At 68.0% G+C, this 19,722-nt stretch carries 16 protein-coding genes; 4 read left to right on the top strand and 12 right to left on the bottom strand.

Annotated features, from left to right (window positions below; all coding sequences use genetic code 11):
- Positions 1-2 precede the first annotated feature (2 nt).
- From IAG39_RS23195 to IAG39_RS23185, 3 genes are all read left to right on the top strand, one after another.
- Entirely contained in the window at positions 3-1,247 is a 1,245-nt protein-coding gene (locus IAG39_RS23195) for a lytic murein transglycosylase (protein WP_223283485.1), read from the top strand.
- Between the two features lie 111 nt (positions 1,248-1,358).
- The gene (locus IAG39_RS23190) at positions 1,359-1,775 is read left to right on the top strand and encodes a YidB family protein (protein WP_054450829.1); all 417 of its coding nucleotides are present in this window, start codon (positions 1,359-1,361) and stop codon (positions 1,773-1,775) included.
- 20 nt (positions 1,776-1,795) lie between these two features.
- Complete coding sequence (locus tag IAG39_RS23185) at positions 1,796-2,776, top strand: DUF4434 domain-containing protein (protein WP_118934230.1); 981 nt, start codon at positions 1,796-1,798, stop codon at positions 2,774-2,776.
- A gap of 30 nt (positions 2,777-2,806) precedes the next feature.
- Here the strand turns inward: IAG39_RS23185 and IAG39_RS23180 are convergent, their stop codons facing one another.
- The 8 genes from IAG39_RS23180 to IAG39_RS23145 all read right to left on the bottom strand — a co-directional run bounded on the left by IAG39_RS23180 (position 2,807) and on the right by IAG39_RS23145 (position 14,645).
- Positions 2,807-3,157, bottom strand: coding sequence for a hypothetical protein (locus IAG39_RS23180; RefSeq protein WP_059374579.1), 351 nt, complete (start codon positions 3,155-3,157; stop codon positions 2,807-2,809).
- Between the two features lie 135 nt (positions 3,158-3,292).
- Positions 3,293-5,623, bottom strand: coding sequence for an NfrA family protein (locus IAG39_RS23175; RefSeq protein WP_187774062.1), 2,331 nt, complete (start codon positions 5,621-5,623; stop codon positions 3,293-3,295).
- Positions 5,620-7,323, bottom strand: a complete 1,704-nt coding sequence (locus IAG39_RS23170; RefSeq protein ID WP_059374572.1) for a glycosyl transferase family protein — start codon at positions 7,321-7,323, stop codon at positions 5,620-5,622. Before IAG39_RS23170 ends, IAG39_RS23175 begins: the two co-directional genes overlap by 4 nt.
- 12 nt (positions 7,324-7,335) lie before the next feature.
- Positions 7,336-9,549 carry a cellulose biosynthesis cyclic di-GMP-binding regulatory protein BcsB gene (locus tag IAG39_RS23165; protein ID WP_118933428.1) on the bottom strand — a complete coding sequence of 738 codons (2,214 nt, stop codon included), beginning with the start codon at positions 9,547-9,549 and terminating at the stop codon, positions 7,336-7,338.
- A gap of 31 nt (positions 9,550-9,580) precedes the next feature.
- On the bottom strand, positions 9,581-10,735 hold the full coding sequence (gene wecB / locus IAG39_RS23160) for a non-hydrolyzing UDP-N-acetylglucosamine 2-epimerase (protein ID WP_118933427.1): 1,155 nt from the start codon (positions 10,733-10,735) through the stop codon (positions 9,581-9,583).
- A gap of 146 nt (positions 10,736-10,881) precedes the next feature.
- Positions 10,882-11,586, bottom strand: a complete 705-nt coding sequence (locus tag IAG39_RS23155) for an SDR family NAD(P)-dependent oxidoreductase (RefSeq protein WP_118933426.1) — start codon at positions 11,584-11,586, stop codon at positions 10,882-10,884.
- 30 nt (positions 11,587-11,616) lie between these two features.
- Positions 11,617-12,942: an MFS transporter gene (locus IAG39_RS23150; RefSeq protein ID WP_118933425.1), complete on the bottom strand. Its 1,326-nt coding sequence runs from the start codon at positions 12,940-12,942 to the stop codon at positions 11,617-11,619.
- 89 nt (positions 12,943-13,031) lie between these two features.
- Entirely contained in the window at positions 13,032-14,645 is a 1,614-nt protein-coding gene (locus IAG39_RS23145; protein WP_118933424.1) for an FAD-dependent monooxygenase, read from the bottom strand.
- A gap of 118 nt (positions 14,646-14,763) precedes the next feature.
- On the opposite strand from IAG39_RS23145, the gene IAG39_RS23140 reads away from it, so the two are divergent.
- Positions 14,764-15,660, top strand: coding sequence for a LysR family transcriptional regulator (locus IAG39_RS23140; RefSeq protein WP_118933423.1), 897 nt, complete (start codon positions 14,764-14,766; stop codon positions 15,658-15,660).
- Between the two features lie 42 nt (positions 15,661-15,702).
- Here IAG39_RS23140 and IAG39_RS23135 read toward each other — a convergent pair whose 3' ends face one another.
- From IAG39_RS23135 to IAG39_RS23120, 4 genes are all read right to left on the bottom strand, one after another.
- The gene (locus IAG39_RS23135; protein WP_118933422.1) at positions 15,703-16,530 is read right to left on the bottom strand and encodes an enoyl-CoA hydratase/isomerase family protein; all 828 of its coding nucleotides are present in this window, start codon (positions 16,528-16,530) and stop codon (positions 15,703-15,705) included.
- Between the two features lie 62 nt (positions 16,531-16,592).
- The gene (locus IAG39_RS23130) at positions 16,593-17,723 is read right to left on the bottom strand and encodes a CaiB/BaiF CoA transferase family protein (protein WP_118933421.1); all 1,131 of its coding nucleotides are present in this window, start codon (positions 17,721-17,723) and stop codon (positions 16,593-16,595) included.
- A gap of 31 nt (positions 17,724-17,754) precedes the next feature.
- The gene (locus IAG39_RS23125; RefSeq protein WP_059374555.1) at positions 17,755-18,492 is read right to left on the bottom strand and encodes an IclR family transcriptional regulator; all 738 of its coding nucleotides are present in this window, start codon (positions 18,490-18,492) and stop codon (positions 17,755-17,757) included.
- Between the two features lie 49 nt (positions 18,493-18,541).
- Positions 18,542-19,696: an acyl-CoA dehydrogenase family protein gene (locus IAG39_RS23120; protein WP_118933420.1), complete on the bottom strand. Its 1,155-nt coding sequence runs from the start codon at positions 19,694-19,696 to the stop codon at positions 18,542-18,544.
- Positions 19,697-19,722 lie beyond the last annotated feature (26 nt).

Genomic DNA, 19,722 nt, shown 5'->3' with positions numbered 1-19,722 from the left:
ACATGAGCACCGACACTTTCATCAAAGCGCTGCGGACCCGCTGCTTGCGTCCACTGACCATCTTCTTGACGGGAGGCGCGCTCATTTCGCTGGCGCCTGCCGCATCGGCCGCCGACGCGTTCGCGGCCTGCCTTGCGCAATTGCGCGGCCCGGCGCTCAAGGCCGGCGTGTCGGGCGCTACCTTCGACACCCAGACGGCGGGGCTCGCGCCCGACATGACGGTGCTGAATCTGCTGGACGCCCAGCCGGAATTCAAGACGCCCATCTGGGACTACATGGCGGCTCTGGTCGACGATGAGCGCGTGGCCGACGGCCAAGCCGGCATGGCGCGCTGGCAGTCCGACCTGGACCGCGCCGCGTCGCGCTACGGCGTGGACGCGGCCACCATAGCCGCGGTGTGGGGCGTGGAAAGCAACTACGGCCGCACGCTGGGCGGCCGGCCCCTGCTGACGTCGCTGTCCACGCTGTCCTGCTTCGGCCGGCGCCAGGCCTATTTCCGCGGCGAGTTCTTTGCCACGCTGAAGATCATCCAGGACGAGCACATCGCGCCAGAACGTTTGACCGGCTCCTGGGCGGGCGCCTTCGGCCAGACCCAGTTCATGCCCTCGACGTACTTGCGGCTGGCGGTGGACTTCGATGGCGACGGCCGCCGCGACCTGGTCGACAGCGTGCCGGACGCGCTGGCATCGACGGCCAACTTTCTCAAGCGGGCGGGCTGGAACAGCGCGCTGCAATGGGGCTATGAAGTCCGCCTGCCGGCGGGCCTGGATACGTCGGGCGCGGGCCGCAAGAACAAGCGCGCCATGTCGTATTGGGCGGGGCGGGGCGTGACGCGCGCCGATGGTCAGCCGCTGCCCGCGGGCGACACGCCGGCGGGCCTGCTGCTGCTGGCTGGCAGCAAAGGTCCCGCCTTCCTGGTCACGCGCAACTTCGACGCCCTGTACTCCTACAACGCCGCGGAAAGCTATGCGCTGGCCATCGCCCACCTGTCCGACAGGCTGCGCGGCGGCGGTCCGCTGGCGCAGCCCTGGCCGACCGACGATCCGGGCCTGTCGCGCGCGCAGCGGCGGGAATTGCAGCGGCTGCTGATTGCCCGGGGCTATGAGATCGGCGAACCCGATGGCATGATCGGCGCCCGTACCCGGCAAGCCCTGCAGACGGTGCAGCGCGAACTGGGCCTGCGGCCGGACGGCCGCGCCGGCCTGAAGTCCTTGCAGGCCCTGCAGGCAGGAAAAACCGCCAACTGACGGGTCGGAATCGATAAGCTTTGTAAAGATGCCGGGTGTCATCCATCGGATGACAGGCAGGGCGGCAGGCATGGGCCTATACTGAATCTCCGTTTTTTCAGGAGCACGATGATGAGCCTATTGGATACCTTGGCCTCGATGGCCGGCGGCGGTCAGCAAGGGGGCTCGGCTTCGCTGCTGCCCGCGCTGATCGAGCAACTGAACAAGTACCCGGGCGGCCTGACCGGCCTGATCGCCAGCTTCCAGAAGGGCGGCTTGAGCGAGATCGTGGCCTCGTGGGTGGGCACCGGCCAGAACATGCCGGTCAGCGCCGATCAGCTCGGTTCCGTGCTGGACCCTGGCGTCGTCAACGAACTGGCCGCCAAGACCGGCCAGGACACGGACTCCGTGCTGGGTTCGCTGTCCTCGCTGCTGCCGCAGCTGGTGGACAAGGCGACGCCCAACGGCGAGGTCCAGGGCGAACAGCAATTCAACCCGGCCGACCTGCTGGCGTCCTTGTCCGGCATCTTCGGCAACCGCGCAGGATAAGTCCTATCGCCAGGCAGCCCATGCAGGCTTCTGCGCCTGCTTCCACCGGCCGGCGGCGTCTGTTGCAGGGCCTGGGCGCGGCGGCGCTGGCCGCCAGCCTGCCCGCCTGCGCGCCGGCCTGGTCGGTGCAAAGTACCTTCTGGCAGCTTTGGCCCAGCCATCTGGAATTGAGTCCAGAGGCCTGGCGCGAACGCATCGCCGCCATGCATGCGCTGGGATTCCGCGAGATCATCATCCAGTGGGTAGGCGCCAGCGGCGGGGCGCAGCCCTGGCAACTGCCCGCGCCCACGCTGGCGCTGATCTTCGACGAGGCCGAGCGTCTGGGCATGGGGCTGCAACTGGGCCTGCCCTACGACGAGCGCTGGTGGCGACAGCTTGGCAATCCGGATGACGCGGCGCTGGCCGAATTCCTGCAAGCCGCGCAGACGCAGGCGCTGGCCTATGCGGGGGCGTCGAACGCGACCGGGCTGGCGGCGTTTCGCGGCTGGTACATCCCCTACGAGATCGAGCAGCACAGTTGGGCCGCGCCCGGCCGCCAGGCGCGGTTGGCGCAATGGCTGCGCGAGCTGTCCGATCCGCTTGCGCAACAGACGGGACGCGCGCCCGCCATTTCCACCTATCACAGCAAATTGCCAGGAGCGCTGAGCCTGGCCGACCTGTGGAACGGATTGTTGGATGTTGCCAAGCTGAGGCCCATGGTCCAGGACGGAGTGGGCGTGTCCGGCATGGCGGCGTATGAGGCGCTGGAGCCCCTGCATCGCATGCTGCTGGCGCGGCGCGCGCCATTCGACCTGATCGTCGAATTGTTCGAGGAACTGCCGTCCGAACGCCAGGACGGCACCACCTTCAATGCCCGCTCCGCGGATGCGGCGCGCGTGCGCCGGCAGTTGCGCATCGCGCGGCGCTACCGCGCGCAAAGCGTGGTCGCCTTTGCGGCGGACCCCTGGCTGATCGGGCCTACGCCCGAGGCCGAGCGCTTGCGGCGCGAATGGCCGCTCTAGGCGGCCGTTTAGCGGTCGGGAAGGGAAGGGTCAGCGCGGTTGCGCCGCGGCCATGGCCTTGAGCTGCGCGCAGGTCTTTTCCTTGTCGGCCGCGCTCAGTGTGCCCAGTTGCACCTTGGCTTGGCTGTAGGACTTCGAAAAAGCGGCGTCGAAGTCCGCAGCGGACATGCCCTGGGCGCTGGTCGCGGTCTTCTGTTGTTGCTTCATCTGTTCGAGCTGCGCTGCCGTGTAGGCGCCGCAGTATTCGGCGGCGGCATGCATCTGGCCGCTCACGGCCGCCAGGTTGGGCATCTGGCCCGGCATGGTCTGCTGGGCAAGGGCGGCGCTGCTGGCCAGGGTCAGGGCGACGGTCGTCAGGGCGATACGGGCTTGTTTGAACATCGGCAATTCAATCTCCAACGCGGTGAGGGATGGGGTTTGCACGCCTGGCGATCGCGCTGCCTGCGTGGCGCGGAGCACTATGCCCGAATCATTGTTATAGGCTTATGAATCGATGTAATCGTGTGTATCAGCGGCTCAGTACGACAGCGTCATGTTCATGAACCAGCCCTTGGCGCGGTCGCTCTCGCCGCCGCCCAGGCTGGTGCGGTACTGGACGCCGAAGTCCAGATAGGAGCGCGGCGCGTTGTAGTGGTCTTCGCGGAACCAATAGCGCACGTTGAAGCCCGGTCCCACGCCCAGCGACCAGGAGGTGCCATGGTCGGACAGGACCACCGACTGGTTGCCGTAGCCGGGCAGGTCGTTCAGCTTGGCCACGCTTTTCTGCCACAGCCAGTCCGCGCCGACCACCGCATACGGAAACAGCACCAGCTTGTCGCTGATGCTGGTGGCGCGGAAGCTGCGGCCCACGCGCAGCTCGCCGGACAGGAAGGCCTGGTCGCGCTTGAGGCGGCCCGAGGAACTGCCCAGGTCCTGCTGGCGCTGGCCCTTGGAGTCCACCGAGTAGGCGGTGTAGTTGGCGCTATTGTCGTCCCAGAGATAGCCGCCCTGCGCATAGCCTTCGATGGTGAGCCAGCTCGGCACGTCCACGCGCAGCTCGCGGCCATGGTAGTAGCCGTAGGTGAGGTAGGTCATCCATCCGCCCGCGTTGCCGTTGAGCTTGTAGCGCGCGACCGCGCTCTGGTCCTGCAGGTTGGGGTAGGCGCTGTGGAAGGCCTGCTGCGCCGCGCATTGCACCGCGCTGGATTCCGGATAGGCGTAGCCCTGGCGGGTGGCCGACCCCAGGAAGAAACGCCGTTCTATGCCGAAGGTCACGCCGGTGTCGGCCAGCAGGTAGCGCAGGCCCAGCGCGCCGATGGTGCTGGGGATGCCCGCGGCCGAGCTGCTGTTGCGCAGGCGTTCGTCGGCCGAGCGGTTGTCCGGCGTGCTTTCTCCGGTGCAGGGATCCACGTTCCTGCGCGACTCGTAGGTGCTGCCGCCGTCGTACAGCGTGTTTGAGCTGCGCGCATAGGCTTCGAGCATGCCCCAGCGATTGTTCAGCTGCGGCGGACGCCAGAAGATTTCCGCAGTGCTGAATACCACGTCGCCTGGCGTGTTGATGGCGGCGCCGCCCATGCTGGAGTTGGCGGGGCGCGCACCGCGGTAAGACGCGGAGAACGAGCCGCCCCATTCGCGCGACAGGGCGGCGACGCCGCTGCGCGTGTTGTAGCGCTCAAGCGGCGTAAGGCCCAGCTGGCCGGCATCGTCCATGTCGATGGCTTGCTTGAGCGAGTCGGTGGCGGCGCGGTTGTCGCCCATTGCGGACTGCGCATAGGCCTGGTCCAGGATCAGGCGCGGCGGCGCCTGGCCGGTGGCGCGCGCGGCCGCGAAGTCGGACGCGGCGCCCGCGGGCTGGCCCAGGCGCTGGCGCGCGTAGCCGCGCTGCGCCAGCAATTGGGCCGAGTCCGGCTGGCGGGCGATGGCGTCGCTCAGCCGGGTTTCCGCCTCGGCGGCTTGCGCCTTGTTGCCGGCGGCCAGCGCGGTCGTCAGCAGCTGGGCATAGCTTTCGTTGTCCGGCGCTTGCGCCACGGCCTGGCGCGCCAGGGCGATGGCTTCCTGGTAGGCGCCCTTGTCGTAGGCGGCATAGGCGCCCGTGGCGGCCGCGCTGCCCGGAGCCGGCGCGGCGGGCGCCTGGTTCGCGGCGATCTGCTTCTGAAAGGCCTGTTGCCTGGCCTGTAGCGCCGCCTTGTTGGGCGCGCCCAGCGCCAGCGCCGTGTCCACGGCCTGGCTGGCGGCTTCATAGCGCTGTTGCGCGCCCAGCGATTCCACCCACAGCAAGGCCCATTCGCCTTGCCTGGGCACGGCGCGGAAGGCGCGTTCGGCGCCTGCCGCCGCCGCTGCGTAGTCCTGGCGGCCATAGTCCGCATAGGCGCGCGCCGCCACGGGATAGGCGCGCTGGTAAGGGGTTTGCGGCGCGGATTTGCGGGCAGGGGCGGGGGTTTGTACAGGCGCCTGCCCGGAAGTTTGCGCAGGCGTTTGCGCCGCAGGCTGCGCGGGCGTGGCGGCTACCGCGGGCGGGCGTTGCAGGTTGGCCTTGGCCTGGCGCAGTTCGGGCGTGCCCAGGCCGTCGGCGATCGCCGCATCGGCCGCGCGCGCGGCCTCTTGGCGCTTGCCCTGCTTTTCCAGGGCGTACACCAGCAGCAGCCGCAGGCGGGCCACGTCGGGCCGCAGGCGGATGGCGTTCTCCGCCATGATCTGGGCGGTTTCGTAATGGCCGGCGTCGTACTGCTTGTAGGCCTGGTCGGCGAGTTGGTAGGCGTCGCCTTCCAGCGGACGTTCGGCTGCGGCGGCGGGTTGCGCGGCCGCTTGAGGGACTGCGGCCACGCACAGCAGGGCGCTGAAAGCCAGCGTACGGGAAATGACGGTCATGGAGGTGTGGGCCTGTGCGATAGCGGGTCCGCGGGGTGTTCGGTCTGCGTCGGGGCGCCTTGCTGGAACGACAGCGCTTCGTGCAGCGTCTTTTCGTCGAGCCAGCCCCGTTCCATCAGGATTTCGCCCAGCGGCCGCTTCTCGCGCGCCTGGATCTCCAGCGCCTGCTCCAGCATCTGGTGATCGATGGCCTGCCAGGACAGCAGCAGGTCGCCCAGGCGCTGGCGTTGCTGCGCCAACTGGTCGGTGGAGGGGAAGTCATGCATGGTCTTGTCCCAGGCCAGCCGCTTGCCCGTGATCAGATGGCCGATGAACAGGCGCCAAGCCCGCGCCGCCGCCATGGCGTTGATGAAGTTGCCGACGATCATGCGCGGCATGGACAGCAGCGCATGCTCCCAGCCGTACATGCGGCCGACGAAGTACGCGCGTTGCACCACGCGCAGCAGCAGGGCCCCCGCGTTCAGCCACATCAGCGTCACCAGCCAGCCGCCCGGACGGAAATAGGAGGGGTAGTAGACCTTCCACCAGCCAAAGCGGTCGGCCAGATAGAAGAGAAAGAAGTTGGCCAGCAACAGATAGGCCAGTATCGCGATGAAGGATGTGAACAGTCCCTTGCGGTCGCGGAACAGCAGATACTTGGTGGCCAGCGACCCGGTCCATCCCACCTGTTGCCAGCCTTGCAGGCCGATGCCCAGCGTCCAGCGGGCCTTCTGCCGGTAAGCGGTGCGGAAGGTGTTGGGGAAGTACTCGCGCACGCCCAGCGGCATCTTGATGGCGGAGATCTTCTCCCGCCCCAGGCCGAACCAGGAACGGCGGCGCGTCACGTACTCGACCTCGAATTTGCCGAAGATCTGGCGCATGCCGCGCTGGGCCAGGCGCGCGCCGATGTCGTAATCCTCGGTCAGCGTGTCGGTATTGAAAGGCTGGTTGTTGGTCTCTGCCGCCAGCACCTCCAGCGCGTGGCGCGAGAAGCAGGTGCCGACGCCGGCGGACGGCACCATCTTGGACAGGCTTTCGCGCACCACCAGGTCCTTGGTGTGCCATTCGGCGAACTCGTCCATGTAGGTGCCGGCGACCAGTTCGTGCCACTCCCGCTCCAGCGACGTGACCGGCAACTGGATGAAATCGATGCGCGGCAGCAGGTAGTTGTAGTACTTGAGTTCCAGCGGGTGCAGCACGTCTTCGCTGTCGTGCAGGATCACGCCGGCGAAGGGTTCGGGCTGCTGGGCGTTCTGCGCGAAGATGGCCTGCACGATCCAGTTCAGGCAGTCGGCCTTGCAGGTCGGTCCGTCGTGCGGCACTTCCACCCGTATCAGTTGGCGGTAGCGCCGCCGCATGCGTTCCACTTCCTTGATGGTGCGCTCGTCGTTCTGGTAGGTGCCCGCGAAGATCATGTAGTTCTTGTATTCCAGCGTCGACACCATGTTTTCCAGCATGGGCGCGATCACGTCATACTCCAGCCAGGCCGGCACCATGATCGCCAGCGGCTGTTCCCGCTTGGCGCGCAACTGTTCCGCGCTCAGCGGCGCATACTGGCGCTTGACCGTCAGCCCGCGGCGCAGTTCGCGCAGCCAGAACCAGCCGTCGATGAACAGGTCGTCCAGGCTGGACAGCAGGATGATGACGCCGACCACCGCCGTCACGATCTCCAGGCCGCGGTAGTAGTCGGCGATGAGGTAGGGCCAGTAAAGCGAGGACATGGCGCCTCCGGGTTACTTGCTGTCCTTGTTCTTCCTGCGGGTGACGCGCAATGCGGCGATCAGGATCAGGAGCAGGACCAGCAGGCCCACGCTCATCGCCGGGACGCTCCACGACAGGTAGTTGCGCCATTCGAAGAAGGCGCTTGCACCCGCCCCCGGCGGCTGGCCCGCCGCGGGATTGGCGCTGTCTATCCAGGCCAGCGGTCCCGCCGCGCCGATGATGGCGATGTTGCCGCGGTTCAGCACGAAGGGCGCCTGCGGCATCACCGGATTTTGGCCCAGCGTGTGCCACAGCAGGCCGTCCTGGCCGCCCGCGCGCACCACTTCGGCCGTGCTCAGGTTGTCCAGGCCGGAAATGTCGAGCCAGGGCGCGTTCTTGCCGTCCACCGTCAGCTGCTTGCGGTCCGTGACCTTGACCATGGGTTTGGCGCCATCCACCGCGACTTCCATCGCCACGAAGGGGCCGCCGGGCTTGGCCGCCTGGCCCGCAGGCGTGAGCGACAGCGCCGCGCGCGTGGCGGACAGGCCGCTGGCCGTGGCGATGCCGATGACGCGCTGCAGGCTGGCCGGCGCGTCGGCCAGATAGCCGCCGGGGATCAGCAGCTGGGGACTGCCCGCCAACAGCGGCAGCAGTCCCACGAAGGTGCCGTCCGGCTGCGCGCGGCCCGGCTTCACGTAGCTGGTGGGCAGCACGTTGACGGGATAGCCTTGCGGGATTTCGTTGCAATCGACCGATACCGGCTGGCGCTGGAACGTGACGCGCACCGCGTTGGTGAGGCCCAGGGCGTAGCCGGGCACGCGTGCCGTCAGGCGTTCGGGATGGCCGTCGGCGTCCATCTGCTTGGCGGCTAGCAGGATGCCGTTCCAGAACACCGAGGCGACCGGGCGGGTGGCGGAGGCGCCCGGCGCGGCGGCCAGGTCCATGACCAGTTCGTCCGGCATGCTTCCGTCCGCCGACACCGCGGCCAGCGCGAACGTGGCGTTCCAGTCGCCGCGCGCGACCACGTCGAAGCTGGCGGACGATCCGCCCAGCGCGGTCAGGCGCATGCCGTCTTCGCCCGAGGCTTGCGGCGGTTCGGCCGTCTTGACCTGAGCCTGGCGTGTGACCAGGATGCGGCGCCAAGCCGTGTCGAAGGCGCCCGCGCCCTGCGCGCCGGCATCGGCGGCCACGGCGATGACCGCCTGCCGGCCCAGCGGCGCGAGGCGGATCTCCTTGGAGGGCAGGTCCTGGCCGGCCAGGGGCATGCGCCGCTGGCGCCAGGCCTTGAAGGCCTCTGCGGCGTCGGCGTCCTGCGCCAATTGCGCCTGCAAGGCGTCCAGCGCCTCGTTGTAGCGGGCGCGCAGCGCGGCGTCGGCGATCACCACGTCGCCGCTCACGGCGGGGGCGCCCATGACCAGCAGCGCGCCGATCTCCGCGGCGTTGCCCAGCTTGTGCTTGTCACTGGCCGCCAGGGCTGCGAACGCCGGCACCTGCCCCAGTCCGTTTGGAGCCTGCAGGCCGCGGGTGTCGATCTCGTCGCCGACTGCCGGGAAGGCGCGAACCGCAACCCGCTTGCCGCTGCGCTCCATCGCCACGCCCATGCGCCATGCGCTGTCGAAGGCCTGCTGGTCGAGCTTGGCGCCCGCCACCATCAGCACGGGCTTGCCGGGCAGGGTGCTCCAGGCTTCGTCCAGGCTGCCGATGGCCGATGCGTCGTAGCGGTAGCTCAGGCGCGTGCGCGGCGACACCATCAAGGCGTTGGCGGTGGCGCGGTTGCTTTCGCACTGGCGCTGCGCGATCTCCGATTGCCAGTCCACCGCCAGCCGCACGAAGCCGGTGTCGCGCACGCGTTGCTCCACGCTCAGCTTGCGCGTGGCCGAGCCCTCGCCGTCGGCGATGCGCTGCGCCGTCTGCGGCACGCCGTCCACCCACAGCACCATGCTGGCGCGGCCCGGTTCGCCCTTGATGTAGCGCGCGTCGAAGTCCAGCGTGGCGTCGGCTATCGGCACGCCGCGCGGCACCGGCAGGTAGAACTCTTGGCGCGCGTCGCTGTTGCTCAGCACCACCGGTTCGCGGATGCCCAGGTCTTCCAGGCTGGTGTCGCGCGTGACCCAGTCGTCGCCCAGCAAGCGCCGCAAGGCGTCGCCCGCGGGACTGGCCATCGCTCCCAAGGGGAGCAGCAACCCGGCGGCGATCAGGGCGCGGCAGAGGGTGCGGGCGGCGGGGGAGTGCGGGGCATGGGGCATGAGGGCTCCGGTGGTGAGGGGCGTGGGGCGGCTAACGGGCCGCGGCCGGTGCTTGAGGCGCAAACTCGGATACGGCGCGGCCGCAAAGCGCGTCGACGATGCGTAGGCTGGCGAGGCCGTCGCCATAGGGATTGATGCGGCGTGAGAACGAGGCGTGCAGTTCCGGGTTGTCGAGCAGGCGGTTCACTTCGGCCAGGATGCGCTGCGTATCGGTGCCGACCAGCGTCACCGTGCCGGCCTGCACGGCTTCCGGGCGTTCGGTGACGTCGCGCATCACCAGCACCGGCTTGCCCAGGTAGGGCGCTTCTTCCTGCACTCCGCCCGAGTCGGTCAGGATAAGGTAGGCGCGCTGCATGAACCAGACGAAGTCCAGGTAATCCAGCGGGGCGATCAGATGTACGCGCGACAGGCCGTCCAGCTGCGCCATCACCACGTTGCGCACCTGCGGATTCAGGTGCACGGGGTAGACGATCTGCAGGTCCTCGCGCCGCGCCAGTTCGGCCAGGGCGGCGCAGATGTTCCGGAAGCCCTCGCCGAAGCTCTCGCGCCGGTGCCCGGTGACCAGCAGCAGGCGGCGCTGCGGATCCAGCCAGCCGTAGCGCGCCGCCAATTGCTGCGCGAGCGCGCCTTCGGGCGCGAGCTTGGCGCAGGTCAGGGCCAGCGCGTCGATGACGGTATTTCCCGTGACCGTGATGCGTCCCGAGAGGTTCTCGCGCAGCAGGTTGGCGCGCGATTGCGCAGTGGGCGCGAACAGCCAGTCGCCCACCGCGTCGACCACGCGGCGGTTCATTTCCTCTGGGAAGGGCTTGGCCAGATCGCCGGTGCGCAGGCCGGCTTCGACGTGGCCGATGCTGGCGCGGCGGTGGAAGGAGGCCAGCGCGCAGGCCGATGCGGTGCTGGTGTCGCCGTGGACCAGCACGCAATCGGGCTGCTCCGCCTCCAGCACGCTGTCCACCCGGCTGATCAGCCGCGCAAACAGGCCGTTGAGCGTCTGGTTGGGCACCATGATGTCCAGGTCGTGCTGCGCCCGCAGGTCGAACAGGGCCATCACCTGATCCAGCATCTCGCGATGCTGGCCCGTCACGCAGACGACGCTCTGGATTCGGGGTTCGGCTTGCAGCGCGGACACCAGGGGGGCCATCTTGATCGCTTCGGGACGGGTCCCGAATATGGAAAGGACTTTCATCGCAAGAGCGGGCCCCCTACGCCGGTGGCATTTTCTTGCGTAGATTATGTATTGAAAGTAATCGTAATATGTGACGGTTTATTTCATAGAAAGGGGGTTGCTCGAAAATTTGGGGACAATCTGTTGCTTTCGCGCGATACCCCGCACTATTTACCCAGTGTCATGCCGCCGTCGATCGTGACGATCGAGCCGGTCATGAACAGGAACGGCGGCCTGGTCAACGCGATGAGCGACGCCGCGATTTCCTGGGTGGTTGCCAGGCGGTTCAGCGGATGCATGGCCGCAAGCCGCGCCTCGTCCAGTTCGCCCGCGTCGATGGAATGCTGGATCAAGGGCGTCTTGACGTAGCCGGGCGCCACCGCGATGACGCGGATGCCGTTTTCGGCCCATTCATTGGCCAGCGACCGCGTCAGCGTCGCGACGCCGGCCTTCGACACGGCGTAGTGGGCGCGGCCCTTCATCATGACCATGCCGGCCACCGATGCGATGTTGACGATGACGCCGCCGCGGGCGCGCAGCGCCGGGTACAGGGCATGCGCGCAATAAAAGGTGCCGTTGAGGTTCACCGCCAGGACCTGGGCCCATTCCGCCGGGTCCTTTTCCGCAACCGGGGCACGGCTGCCGGCGATGCCGGCGGCGTTGATCAGCAGGTCTACGCCGTCCAGCTGTGCCGCCGCGCGGGCCACGCTGGCGTAGTCCGAAACGTCGACGGCGACGGCGTCATCCGCGGCGGTCCGGTCCCACACCACGACCTGCCAGCCTTCGGCGCGCAACTGCCGCGCGCATTCCTGGCCGATCCCGCTTGCGCCGCCGGTGATGACGGCGATCCTTGCTTGAGTATTCGTGCTCATGTCTGACTCGCTATGTAGGTTGTGTGGATTTCAGGTGCCGGAGGCCGCTGCTTGTGCGGCTGGCGCCGCGCGCCGGTTGCGCACGCACAGGATTGCCAGGCCCGCGCTCGCCAGCGTCGCCAGGGCGAACACCTGGGCCGCGAGTTCCCATTCGCCGCCGCTGGCCTGCATGACCGCGCCGGTCAAGGTCGGGCCGAAGAAGCCTCCCAGCGAGCCAATGGTCGTCACCAGCGCCAGGGGGCCGGCGTTTGCGCCGATGTAGTTCTGCACCGCGGCATTGAGCGGACCGTAGTACGCGATGGTGTAGCCGGTGATGATGGATACCACGGCGAGGAACGCCGCCAGGGACACCGTCGCCGCGCCGTGCAGCATCAGGAAGCCGCCCGCGCCCGCCAGGCAGACGATCGCCAGGTGCCAGCGGATGTCGCCGGTGCGTTCGCTGCTGCGCCCGACCACGTAGCTGAACACCAGCGCCACGACGTTGGGGATCATCAGCAGCGCACCGATTTCCAGCGGCGTGATGCCATACAGCTGCTTGAGGATGGTGGGAAGAAAGTACGCCAGGGCAAAGGTCGCGGCATACGCGGCCAGCAAGATCAGCAGCAAGCCCCACAGCATGGGCTGGCGGAAGACGGCGAATCCGTGCGTCCAGGAAGCGGAGGGGGAGGCGGCGCGGGCGGGAGCCTCGTGTTCCATGACGGCGCGCAAACCCTGGCGCTGGTCGTCGCTGAGCCAATGGGCCTCCCGTGGCGTGCCGGGCAGGTAGCGTAGGATCAGCAGGCCCAGCAGCATGGTGGGCAGGCCTTCGATGAGGAACAGCCAGCGCCAGCCCGGCATGCCGATGTCGATCTTCAACAGCGCGCCCGCCAGCGGCCCGCCGAAGATCATGGCCAGCGGTAGCGCCATGATGAAGATCGAATTGATGCGGCTGCGGTAGCGCGGCGGAATCCAGGACGCGATGTAGAAATTGACGGCGGGGATGAAACCGCCCTCCGTCACGCCCAGCAGGAAGCGCAGCGCGTAGAACGATTTTTCGCCGTGCAGCGCGGCCATCAGGCAGGAGACCAGGCCCCAGGCCAGGAACATGCAGGCCAGCCAGCGCCTGACGCCAAAGCGTTGCAGCGCCAGGTTGGCGGGCACGCACACGCTGGCGTAGCCGATGAAGAACAGTCCCGCGCCGAAGCCGTAGGCCGCCAGGGAGATGCCCAGGTCCGCGCCCATCTGCAGCTGCGCATAGCTGATGTTGGTGCGGTCCAGGAAGTTGAGCAGATATCCTGCGAACAGCAAGGGCAGGACGCGGTTGCGAAAGCCGGCGACAGCCTGTTCGGCATGCGCCAGATCTTCATTGCGGATCATGGTTGGTCTCCTGTGTCGTCCGCCTTGGTGGCGGATCTCGCTAGGCTGGGATTGCGGTGGCGCGGGGCAGCGCGCCGCCGGTCGTGGTTTCAGGTGCGCCCCGTCACCTGGGCGTACAGGTCGGTATCCGGCCAGGCGGCGCCGCGCCAGGCGACGTGCTGATCGGGTCTGATCAAGGTGAGGGGGGCGGGGTAGAGGTTGGCGACGCCGCCTTCGTCCGGGCGGATCAGCGTCAAGGGCACGCCCGCGGCCCGCGCCGCGGATACGGCGGCATCGACGTCGCGGGCGGCCGCCGTGGGCAAGGCCAGCAGCGTAAAACCCGAACCGAAATGGTCGTACAGCGAGCTGCCGTCGTGCAGCCAGGCATGCGGGGCCAGGGCGCCCGGGCGGGACGACGGCGTGTAGTTGATGAAGTCCCGGGCCGGCTCGGGGCTGCCGTCAGTCACGATGACGGGAGAGTCCCCATATTGGTAGCCCAGCACCACGCCCAGGGTGGCGAACTCGCGCATCTTGGCCGCGCAGATGCGCGCGCCGGCTTCCTGGCGTGCCTGTTCGCCCGCGGCGCCGGCGTCTTCAAGATGGTCGGCCAGCAAATGATTGCCGAGAATCGAATGGTTGTGTTCGGCTTCGTCCAGTACCCATCGGTGCACGGGCCGGCGTTCCCGTTCATAGCTGTCGATGAGGGCGGGGCCGCCCCAGCCTTGCAGCGCCGCGGCCAGCTTCCAGCCCAGGTCCACGCTGTCGGCCACCCCCATGTTCATGCCATAGCCGCCGAAGGGCGGATGCAGATGGCAGGCGTCGCCCACCAGGAAGACGCGCCCCTGGCGGTACCGGTTGCCCAGCAGCTTGCTGGCGGTCCATTCGTCGCTGCTGAGCACCTCGTAAGGCAGGTCGATGCCGGTGGCGCGGGCGATCATGGCGCGCGCGTCGATGTCGCTGGCGCGCCGCTGCGGGTCCACATGAGTGGGCATGAAGAACCAGGTGTCGCCGCTGTCCATCGGGCCGATCAGGCTGGGCGCGTCGCCGTTGATCTGCCAGTACATGATGGCGGGTCCGTGCCGATGGGCCTGGGCCAGTCCGGGGGCGCGGAACACGATGTTGTAGTTGCGGGACAGCCCGTAGCTGCCTTCCATGCGCGTGCCGATCAGGTCCCGCACCAGGCTGCGGGCGCCGTCGGCTCCCACCAGGTAATCCACTTCCAGTTCGATGTCGCGGCCTTGCGCCAGATCGCGCAAGCGGGCGCGCACGCCGCCGGCATCCTGTGTCAGGTCCAGCAGTTCGGAGCGGAACCGTATCTCCACGCCGGGCAGGGAGGCCGCATGCGAACGCAAGACCTCTTCCACGGTGTATTGGGGAATCCATTGCGCGTGTTCCGAGTACAGCGGATTGCGGCCGGGGGCGCAATACATGGCGTTCTCGTGCCGCGCGAGCTCGAAGCCGGCCAGGCGGGTGCAGAACACGACGTTGGAGGGGTAGTAGGCGCCCAGCGGCGATGCCGCGCGCAGGCGGTCGGCGATGCCCCAGCGGCGTAGGTGTTCGCGTGTGCGCACATTGGTCGTCTTGGCGCGCGGCGCGTATCCCACGCGGTCGTTGCGCTCGATGAGCAGGCACGGAATCTTCCTGTGCCCCAGTTCGATCGCCAGACTCAGTCCGGCCGGTCCGGCGCCCACGATCAGCACGCGGGGCGAGGCTCGCTTCTCCACCTTCGGTCTCCTCGGTTGCCTGCTTTCCTTGCAGGCTTTGGACGCATCCTAGGCCTATGCCGCCGATGCTGAAAGATGGCAGAATTGGCTTATCGATATCAAATCTGAATCACTTGGCATGAAGCTCAACACCCTGCGGGATTTCCTGGCCGTGGCCGAACGCGGCGGCGTCAGGGCCGCGGCCCGGCATCTGGACACGCCGCAGCCGGCCATCTCGCGCAGCATCCGCGAACTTGAGAAAGAGCTGGGGTGCGTGCTATTCGAACGGCATGCCAAGGGCGTGCGCCTGACCCCCATGGGCGCCGTGTTCCTAAGGCGGGCCAACGCCATACGCCATGAGCTGCAGCGCGCGCGCGACGAGATCGGCCAGTTGAACGGGGAATCCCGCGGACGGGTCACGCTGTGCATGTCTACGGCGCCGCATCTGGGACTGTTCGCCGAAGTATTGCGCGAGTTCCGGGCGCGCTACCCGGACACCCATCTGGAAATCATCGACGGGGTCTACCCGCTGGTGGAAGCGTCCCTGCTGGACGGCACCGTGGACTTCTATATCGGGCCAGTGCCCACGCGCACGCCTGGCGAGCTACAGGTGGAAAAGCTCTTCGACAACACGCGCGTGATCATCGGCCGCAAGGGCCATCCGCTGGCGCGCGCCCGCTCTTTGCGTGACCTGGCCGGGGCGCAATGGATTACCACCTCCATCACGCACAAGGCCGAAGAAGAGCTGGGTCCGCTATTCGAGAAGCATGGCCTGCCGCCGCCGCACCTGGCCCTGAAGGCCCAGTCCGCGCTGACCTTCATCACCGCCCTGACCAACTCCGACCTGCTGATGATGCTGCCGGTGCAATGGTTGCGGTATCCGCTGCTGCAAGGCGTGTTCCAGGAAATCCGCGTCAAGGAACCGCTGCCCGCGCCGCCGGTATGCATCGTGCAGCGCGCCGGCCTGCCGCTGACGCCGGCGGCCGAGTACTACTGCACGCTGGCGCGGCGGGCAAGTGCGCGCCCCCCGGGCTAGAAGCAGAGCGGCGGGCGCCGCGCTCGAAGAAAACGATATGCCTTATCTGGCGTCGGCCGCCGGCCACTGGAAGCGTTGCGCCACCTTGTCGAGAAATCGGCCCGCCGCCTCGCGGTGATAGTCGGTGGAACGGGCCACCCCCTGGCCGGCGGCTTCCAGGTCCAGCATCGCGTTCAGGTCGCTGTTGAGCGAGGCATTGAAGCCGCGCTTGGTGATCGCCAGCGCCGCCAAGGGCAGTTCGGCCATGGACAGCGCGATCTGCCGCGCACGTTCGTGGATGGCCTCCTGCGGCTGGATCTCGAACACGATGCCCATGTCGCGGGCCTCCTGCGCGCCGAACTCGCGGGTGGAGAAGGCCAGTTCCTTGGCGCGCTGCAATCCCACCATGCGCGGCAGGGTATACATGGTGGCGCAATCGGGGATGGCCCCCAGCCGCAGGAAGGACAGGCAGAAGCGCGCCCGCGGCGAGGCCAGGATCAGGTCGGCGGTCAGGGCCAGGCCCAGTCCGGCGCCATAGGCCGGGCCGTCGACCGCGGCGATCACCGGCCGGTCCAGTGTGATCAGGCCTTCAATCGTCAGGAGCAGGCTGGCCATGCGTTCGCGCGCCTCTTCGGCGGAGCCGCCGGAGCCCATGGTGGAGATGTCGCCGCCCGAGCAGAAGGCGCCGCCGGCGCCGGCCAGGATCACGACGCGCACGCCGCGGTCGCGCCTGATTTCGCCCACCAGATGGGCCAGCTCTTCGCGCATGACCATGTCCAGCGCGTTGCGCTGGGCGGGGCGGTTCAGCGTGATGGTGGCGACTCCGCCTTCCACGGCATAGAGCAGGGTCTTGAACTCGCTAGAGATGACTTGCATCGGATTGGTCTCCATGTCTGCCTTCCATGATGGCCGGGCCGCGCCACGCGGACCGGGCCGCAAGCTGCCGCAGGCGCTCAGGCGATGGCGCCGCGTTCGCGCAGGGCCTGGATCTCGGCTTGCGCCAGGCCCAGTTCCGCCAGCAATTCTTCCGTGTGCGCGCCGGGCGCGGGCACTGCGCGGGCCTGCCCGGGCGTGCGCGAAAGCCGCGGCGCGGGGGCGGGGTGCACGATGCCGCCGGTTTCGATGAAACTGCCGCGCGCCTGATGATGCGGGTGCCGCGGCGCTTCCTCGAAGTCCAGCACCGGCGCGAAGCAGGCATCCGTGCCTTCGAGCAGCGCGCACCATTGTTCGCGGGTCCGGCCCGCGATGATGCCGGCCAGCTTGGCGCGCAGCTGCGGCCATTGCGCGCGTTCCCATTGCTGCTGGAAGTCCGGGTCGTCGATGCCGCAGCGCTCCAGCAGCAGGCGGTAGAACTGCGGCTCGATCGCGCCGATGGAGACGTACTTGCCATCCGCGCAGGCATAGCAGCCGTAGAAATGGGCGCCGCCGTCCAGCATGTTGGATTGGCGCTGGTTGACCCAGCCGCCGTCCCGCAGCTTGCCGTGGTAGGCGCTGGCCAGCAGGGACGCGCCGTCGCAGATGGCTGCGTCCACCACCTGGCCCCGGCCCGTGCGGCCGGCCTCGAGCAGGCCGCAAAGCACGCCGAAGGCCAGCATCATCGCGCCGCCGCCCATGTCGCCGACCAGATGCAGCGGCGGCGTCGGCGGCAGTTCGGCATGTCCCATGGCGTGCAGCGCGCCGGTGATGGCGATGTAGTTCAGGTCATGGCCGGCCGCCTGCGCCAGCGGGCCGTCCTGGCCCCAGCCCGTCATGCGTCCGTACACCAGCCGCGGATTGCGCGCCAGGCATTCGTCGGGCCCCAGGCCCAGCCTTTCCATCACGCCCGGCCGGAAGCCTTCCAGCAGGGCATCGGCCTGGTCCAGCAGCCGCAGCACGATGTCGGTCGCGCCGGGCTTCTTGAGATCCAGCGCAATCGTGCGCCGGCCCCGGTCGATGATGGTGCCGCCGCCGCCCAGGAAACCGGGCGCAAGCCGGTCGATGCGGATCACGTCCGCGCCCATGTCCGCCAACATCATGGCGCAGAAGGGGCCAGGTCCGATACCGGCCATCTCGACCACCGTAAATCCGCTCAGGGGACCAGCCATGTCTATCGTCACTCCATGATGTGTCGGGTTTTCAGGATTCGAAAAATTCAGCGCGCGCGTCCAGGATGATCTGGACGTACTTCTCCATGTTGGCGTCCATGCGGTGGGTCGGGCCGACGATGGACAGGGCCGTCAGCTGGCCTCCCACGCGCCCCGCGATGCCAACCGCCGACACGCCTTCATTGCCTTCGTCGCGGCTGTTGAAATAGTGCTTGGCCTGCTGTGATTCGATCTGCGCGCGCAAGGTGGCGGGGTCGGTGATGCTGCTGGCCGTGACGTGCTCATACGGCAGCGAGTCGATCAGCGCATTGCGTTCCGCCGCGTCCATCTCGCCCAGCAGCGCCTTGCCCAGCGCCGCGACCTGCAGGTCGAAGGTGGTGCCGGGCTGCACCACGTAGCGCAAGGCGCGCGGGCTTTCCTGGCTGGCGTAGATCTTCACCTTGTTGCCGTCCAGCAGGCCGCACATCGAGGATTCGCCGGACTGGCGCGTCAGGATCTCCAGCGCTTCGGACGCGAAGGCCTGCAGCGGGTCGGCCGCCGAAATGCCCTGGGCCACGTCGAGCAGCCGGCCGGTCGGGTGGAAGTAGCGCGACTTGGGCGTGCGCAGCAGGTAGCCTGCCTGGCGCAGCGTGTAGAGCAGGTCCGAGCAACTGCTGTCGGCCAGGTCGAGAAAGCGCGCCATTTCCGAATTCGTCAGGGGACGGCGTTCCCGCGCATAGACTTCGAAGACTTGCAGCACGCGCTGTGCGGTAGGGAGGATTTGCGGCATAGGATGTCGGAGTGGATAGGGGAGCCGGCCTGGGCGTTTGCGTAGTCGGTCATTTCAACGCGGAAATGCCCAGTACGCTCTGCGCCATGAGTAGGGCCTGGATCTGGTTGGTGCCTTCGGCAATGCTCAGGTGACGGGCGTCGCGGTAATGACGTTCGACGGGGAACAGCGTGGTGTAGCCCGCGCCGCCATGCACCTGCATGGACAGTTCCGCCACGCGCAGCACGGCGTCGGTGGCATGGCGCTTGGCCATCGAACATAGCATCTGGCTGTCGGCGGCGTTGCGGTCCAGCGCGTCGGCGGCGCGCCAGCACAACAGGCGCGAGGTTTCGACCAGCGTCATCATGTCGGCGATCATATGCTGCACCAGCTGGAAGCCGCCTATGGGCCGGCCGAACTGGACCCGGTCGCCGGCGTATTTTACCGCCGCCTCATAGGCGGCCTCGGCGATGCCCAGCGCGGAAAACGCCACCACGCAGCGGCCGATGTTGAGGTATTTCTTGGCCAGCGCGAAACCCTTGCCCTCCGTGCCGATCAGGTTGGCGGCGGGGATTTCCACGTCTTCGAACAGCAGCTCGCCCAGCGGGCAGCTCAGCATGCCCATCTTGTCGATGGGGCTGGACGAGAAGCCCGGCATGGCGCGCTCGAACAGCAGGCAGGACACGCCTCGTTCGCCGCCATCCCGCTGGGTCTGCACGAATACCACGCCCAGCTCGCAGACCGTGCCCAGGCTGATGTACAGCTTGCGGCCGTTGACCCGCCAGCCGGTCTCGGTCTGCACCGCGCGCGTTTCGACATGGGCGGCGTCCGAACCGATATTGGGTTCGCTGAGCGCGAAGCTGGCGATCGCGTCGCCCGACAGGACGCGCGGCAGGTACTTTTCCTTGAGATAGGGCGAGCCGCCGTCGCTCAGCACCGAGGCCGCGAGATTGCTGGTGCTGACGATGCTGCGCAGCGACGGCCAGACGCGCGCCAGCTCGGCTATCAGCACGCCGTAGGTCGTCATCGGCAGGTCGTAGCCGCCATCCTTTTCCTGCAGCATGCCGCCCAGGAGGCCGAAGTCGCGCATGGCGCGGACCATGTCCTGCGGCACCACGCGGGCTTCGGCCTCGTAGCGGTTGACGATGGGCGCGACTTCGGCCGCCAGGTAGCGGCGCAGCGAATCGCGCAATTCGATCTGGGTGGAGTCCAGTGAGAAGTCCATGCGAGTCCTAGGCGGATATGGTCGAG

The sequence above is a fragment of the Achromobacter xylosoxidans genome, assembly GCF_014490035.1.
Taxonomy (GTDB): Bacteria; Pseudomonadota; Gammaproteobacteria; order Burkholderiales; family Burkholderiaceae_B; genus Achromobacter; species Achromobacter bronchisepticus_A.
The sequence above is the reverse complement of the archived record's forward strand: the minus strand, read 5'-3'. Positions and strand labels throughout refer to the sequence as shown.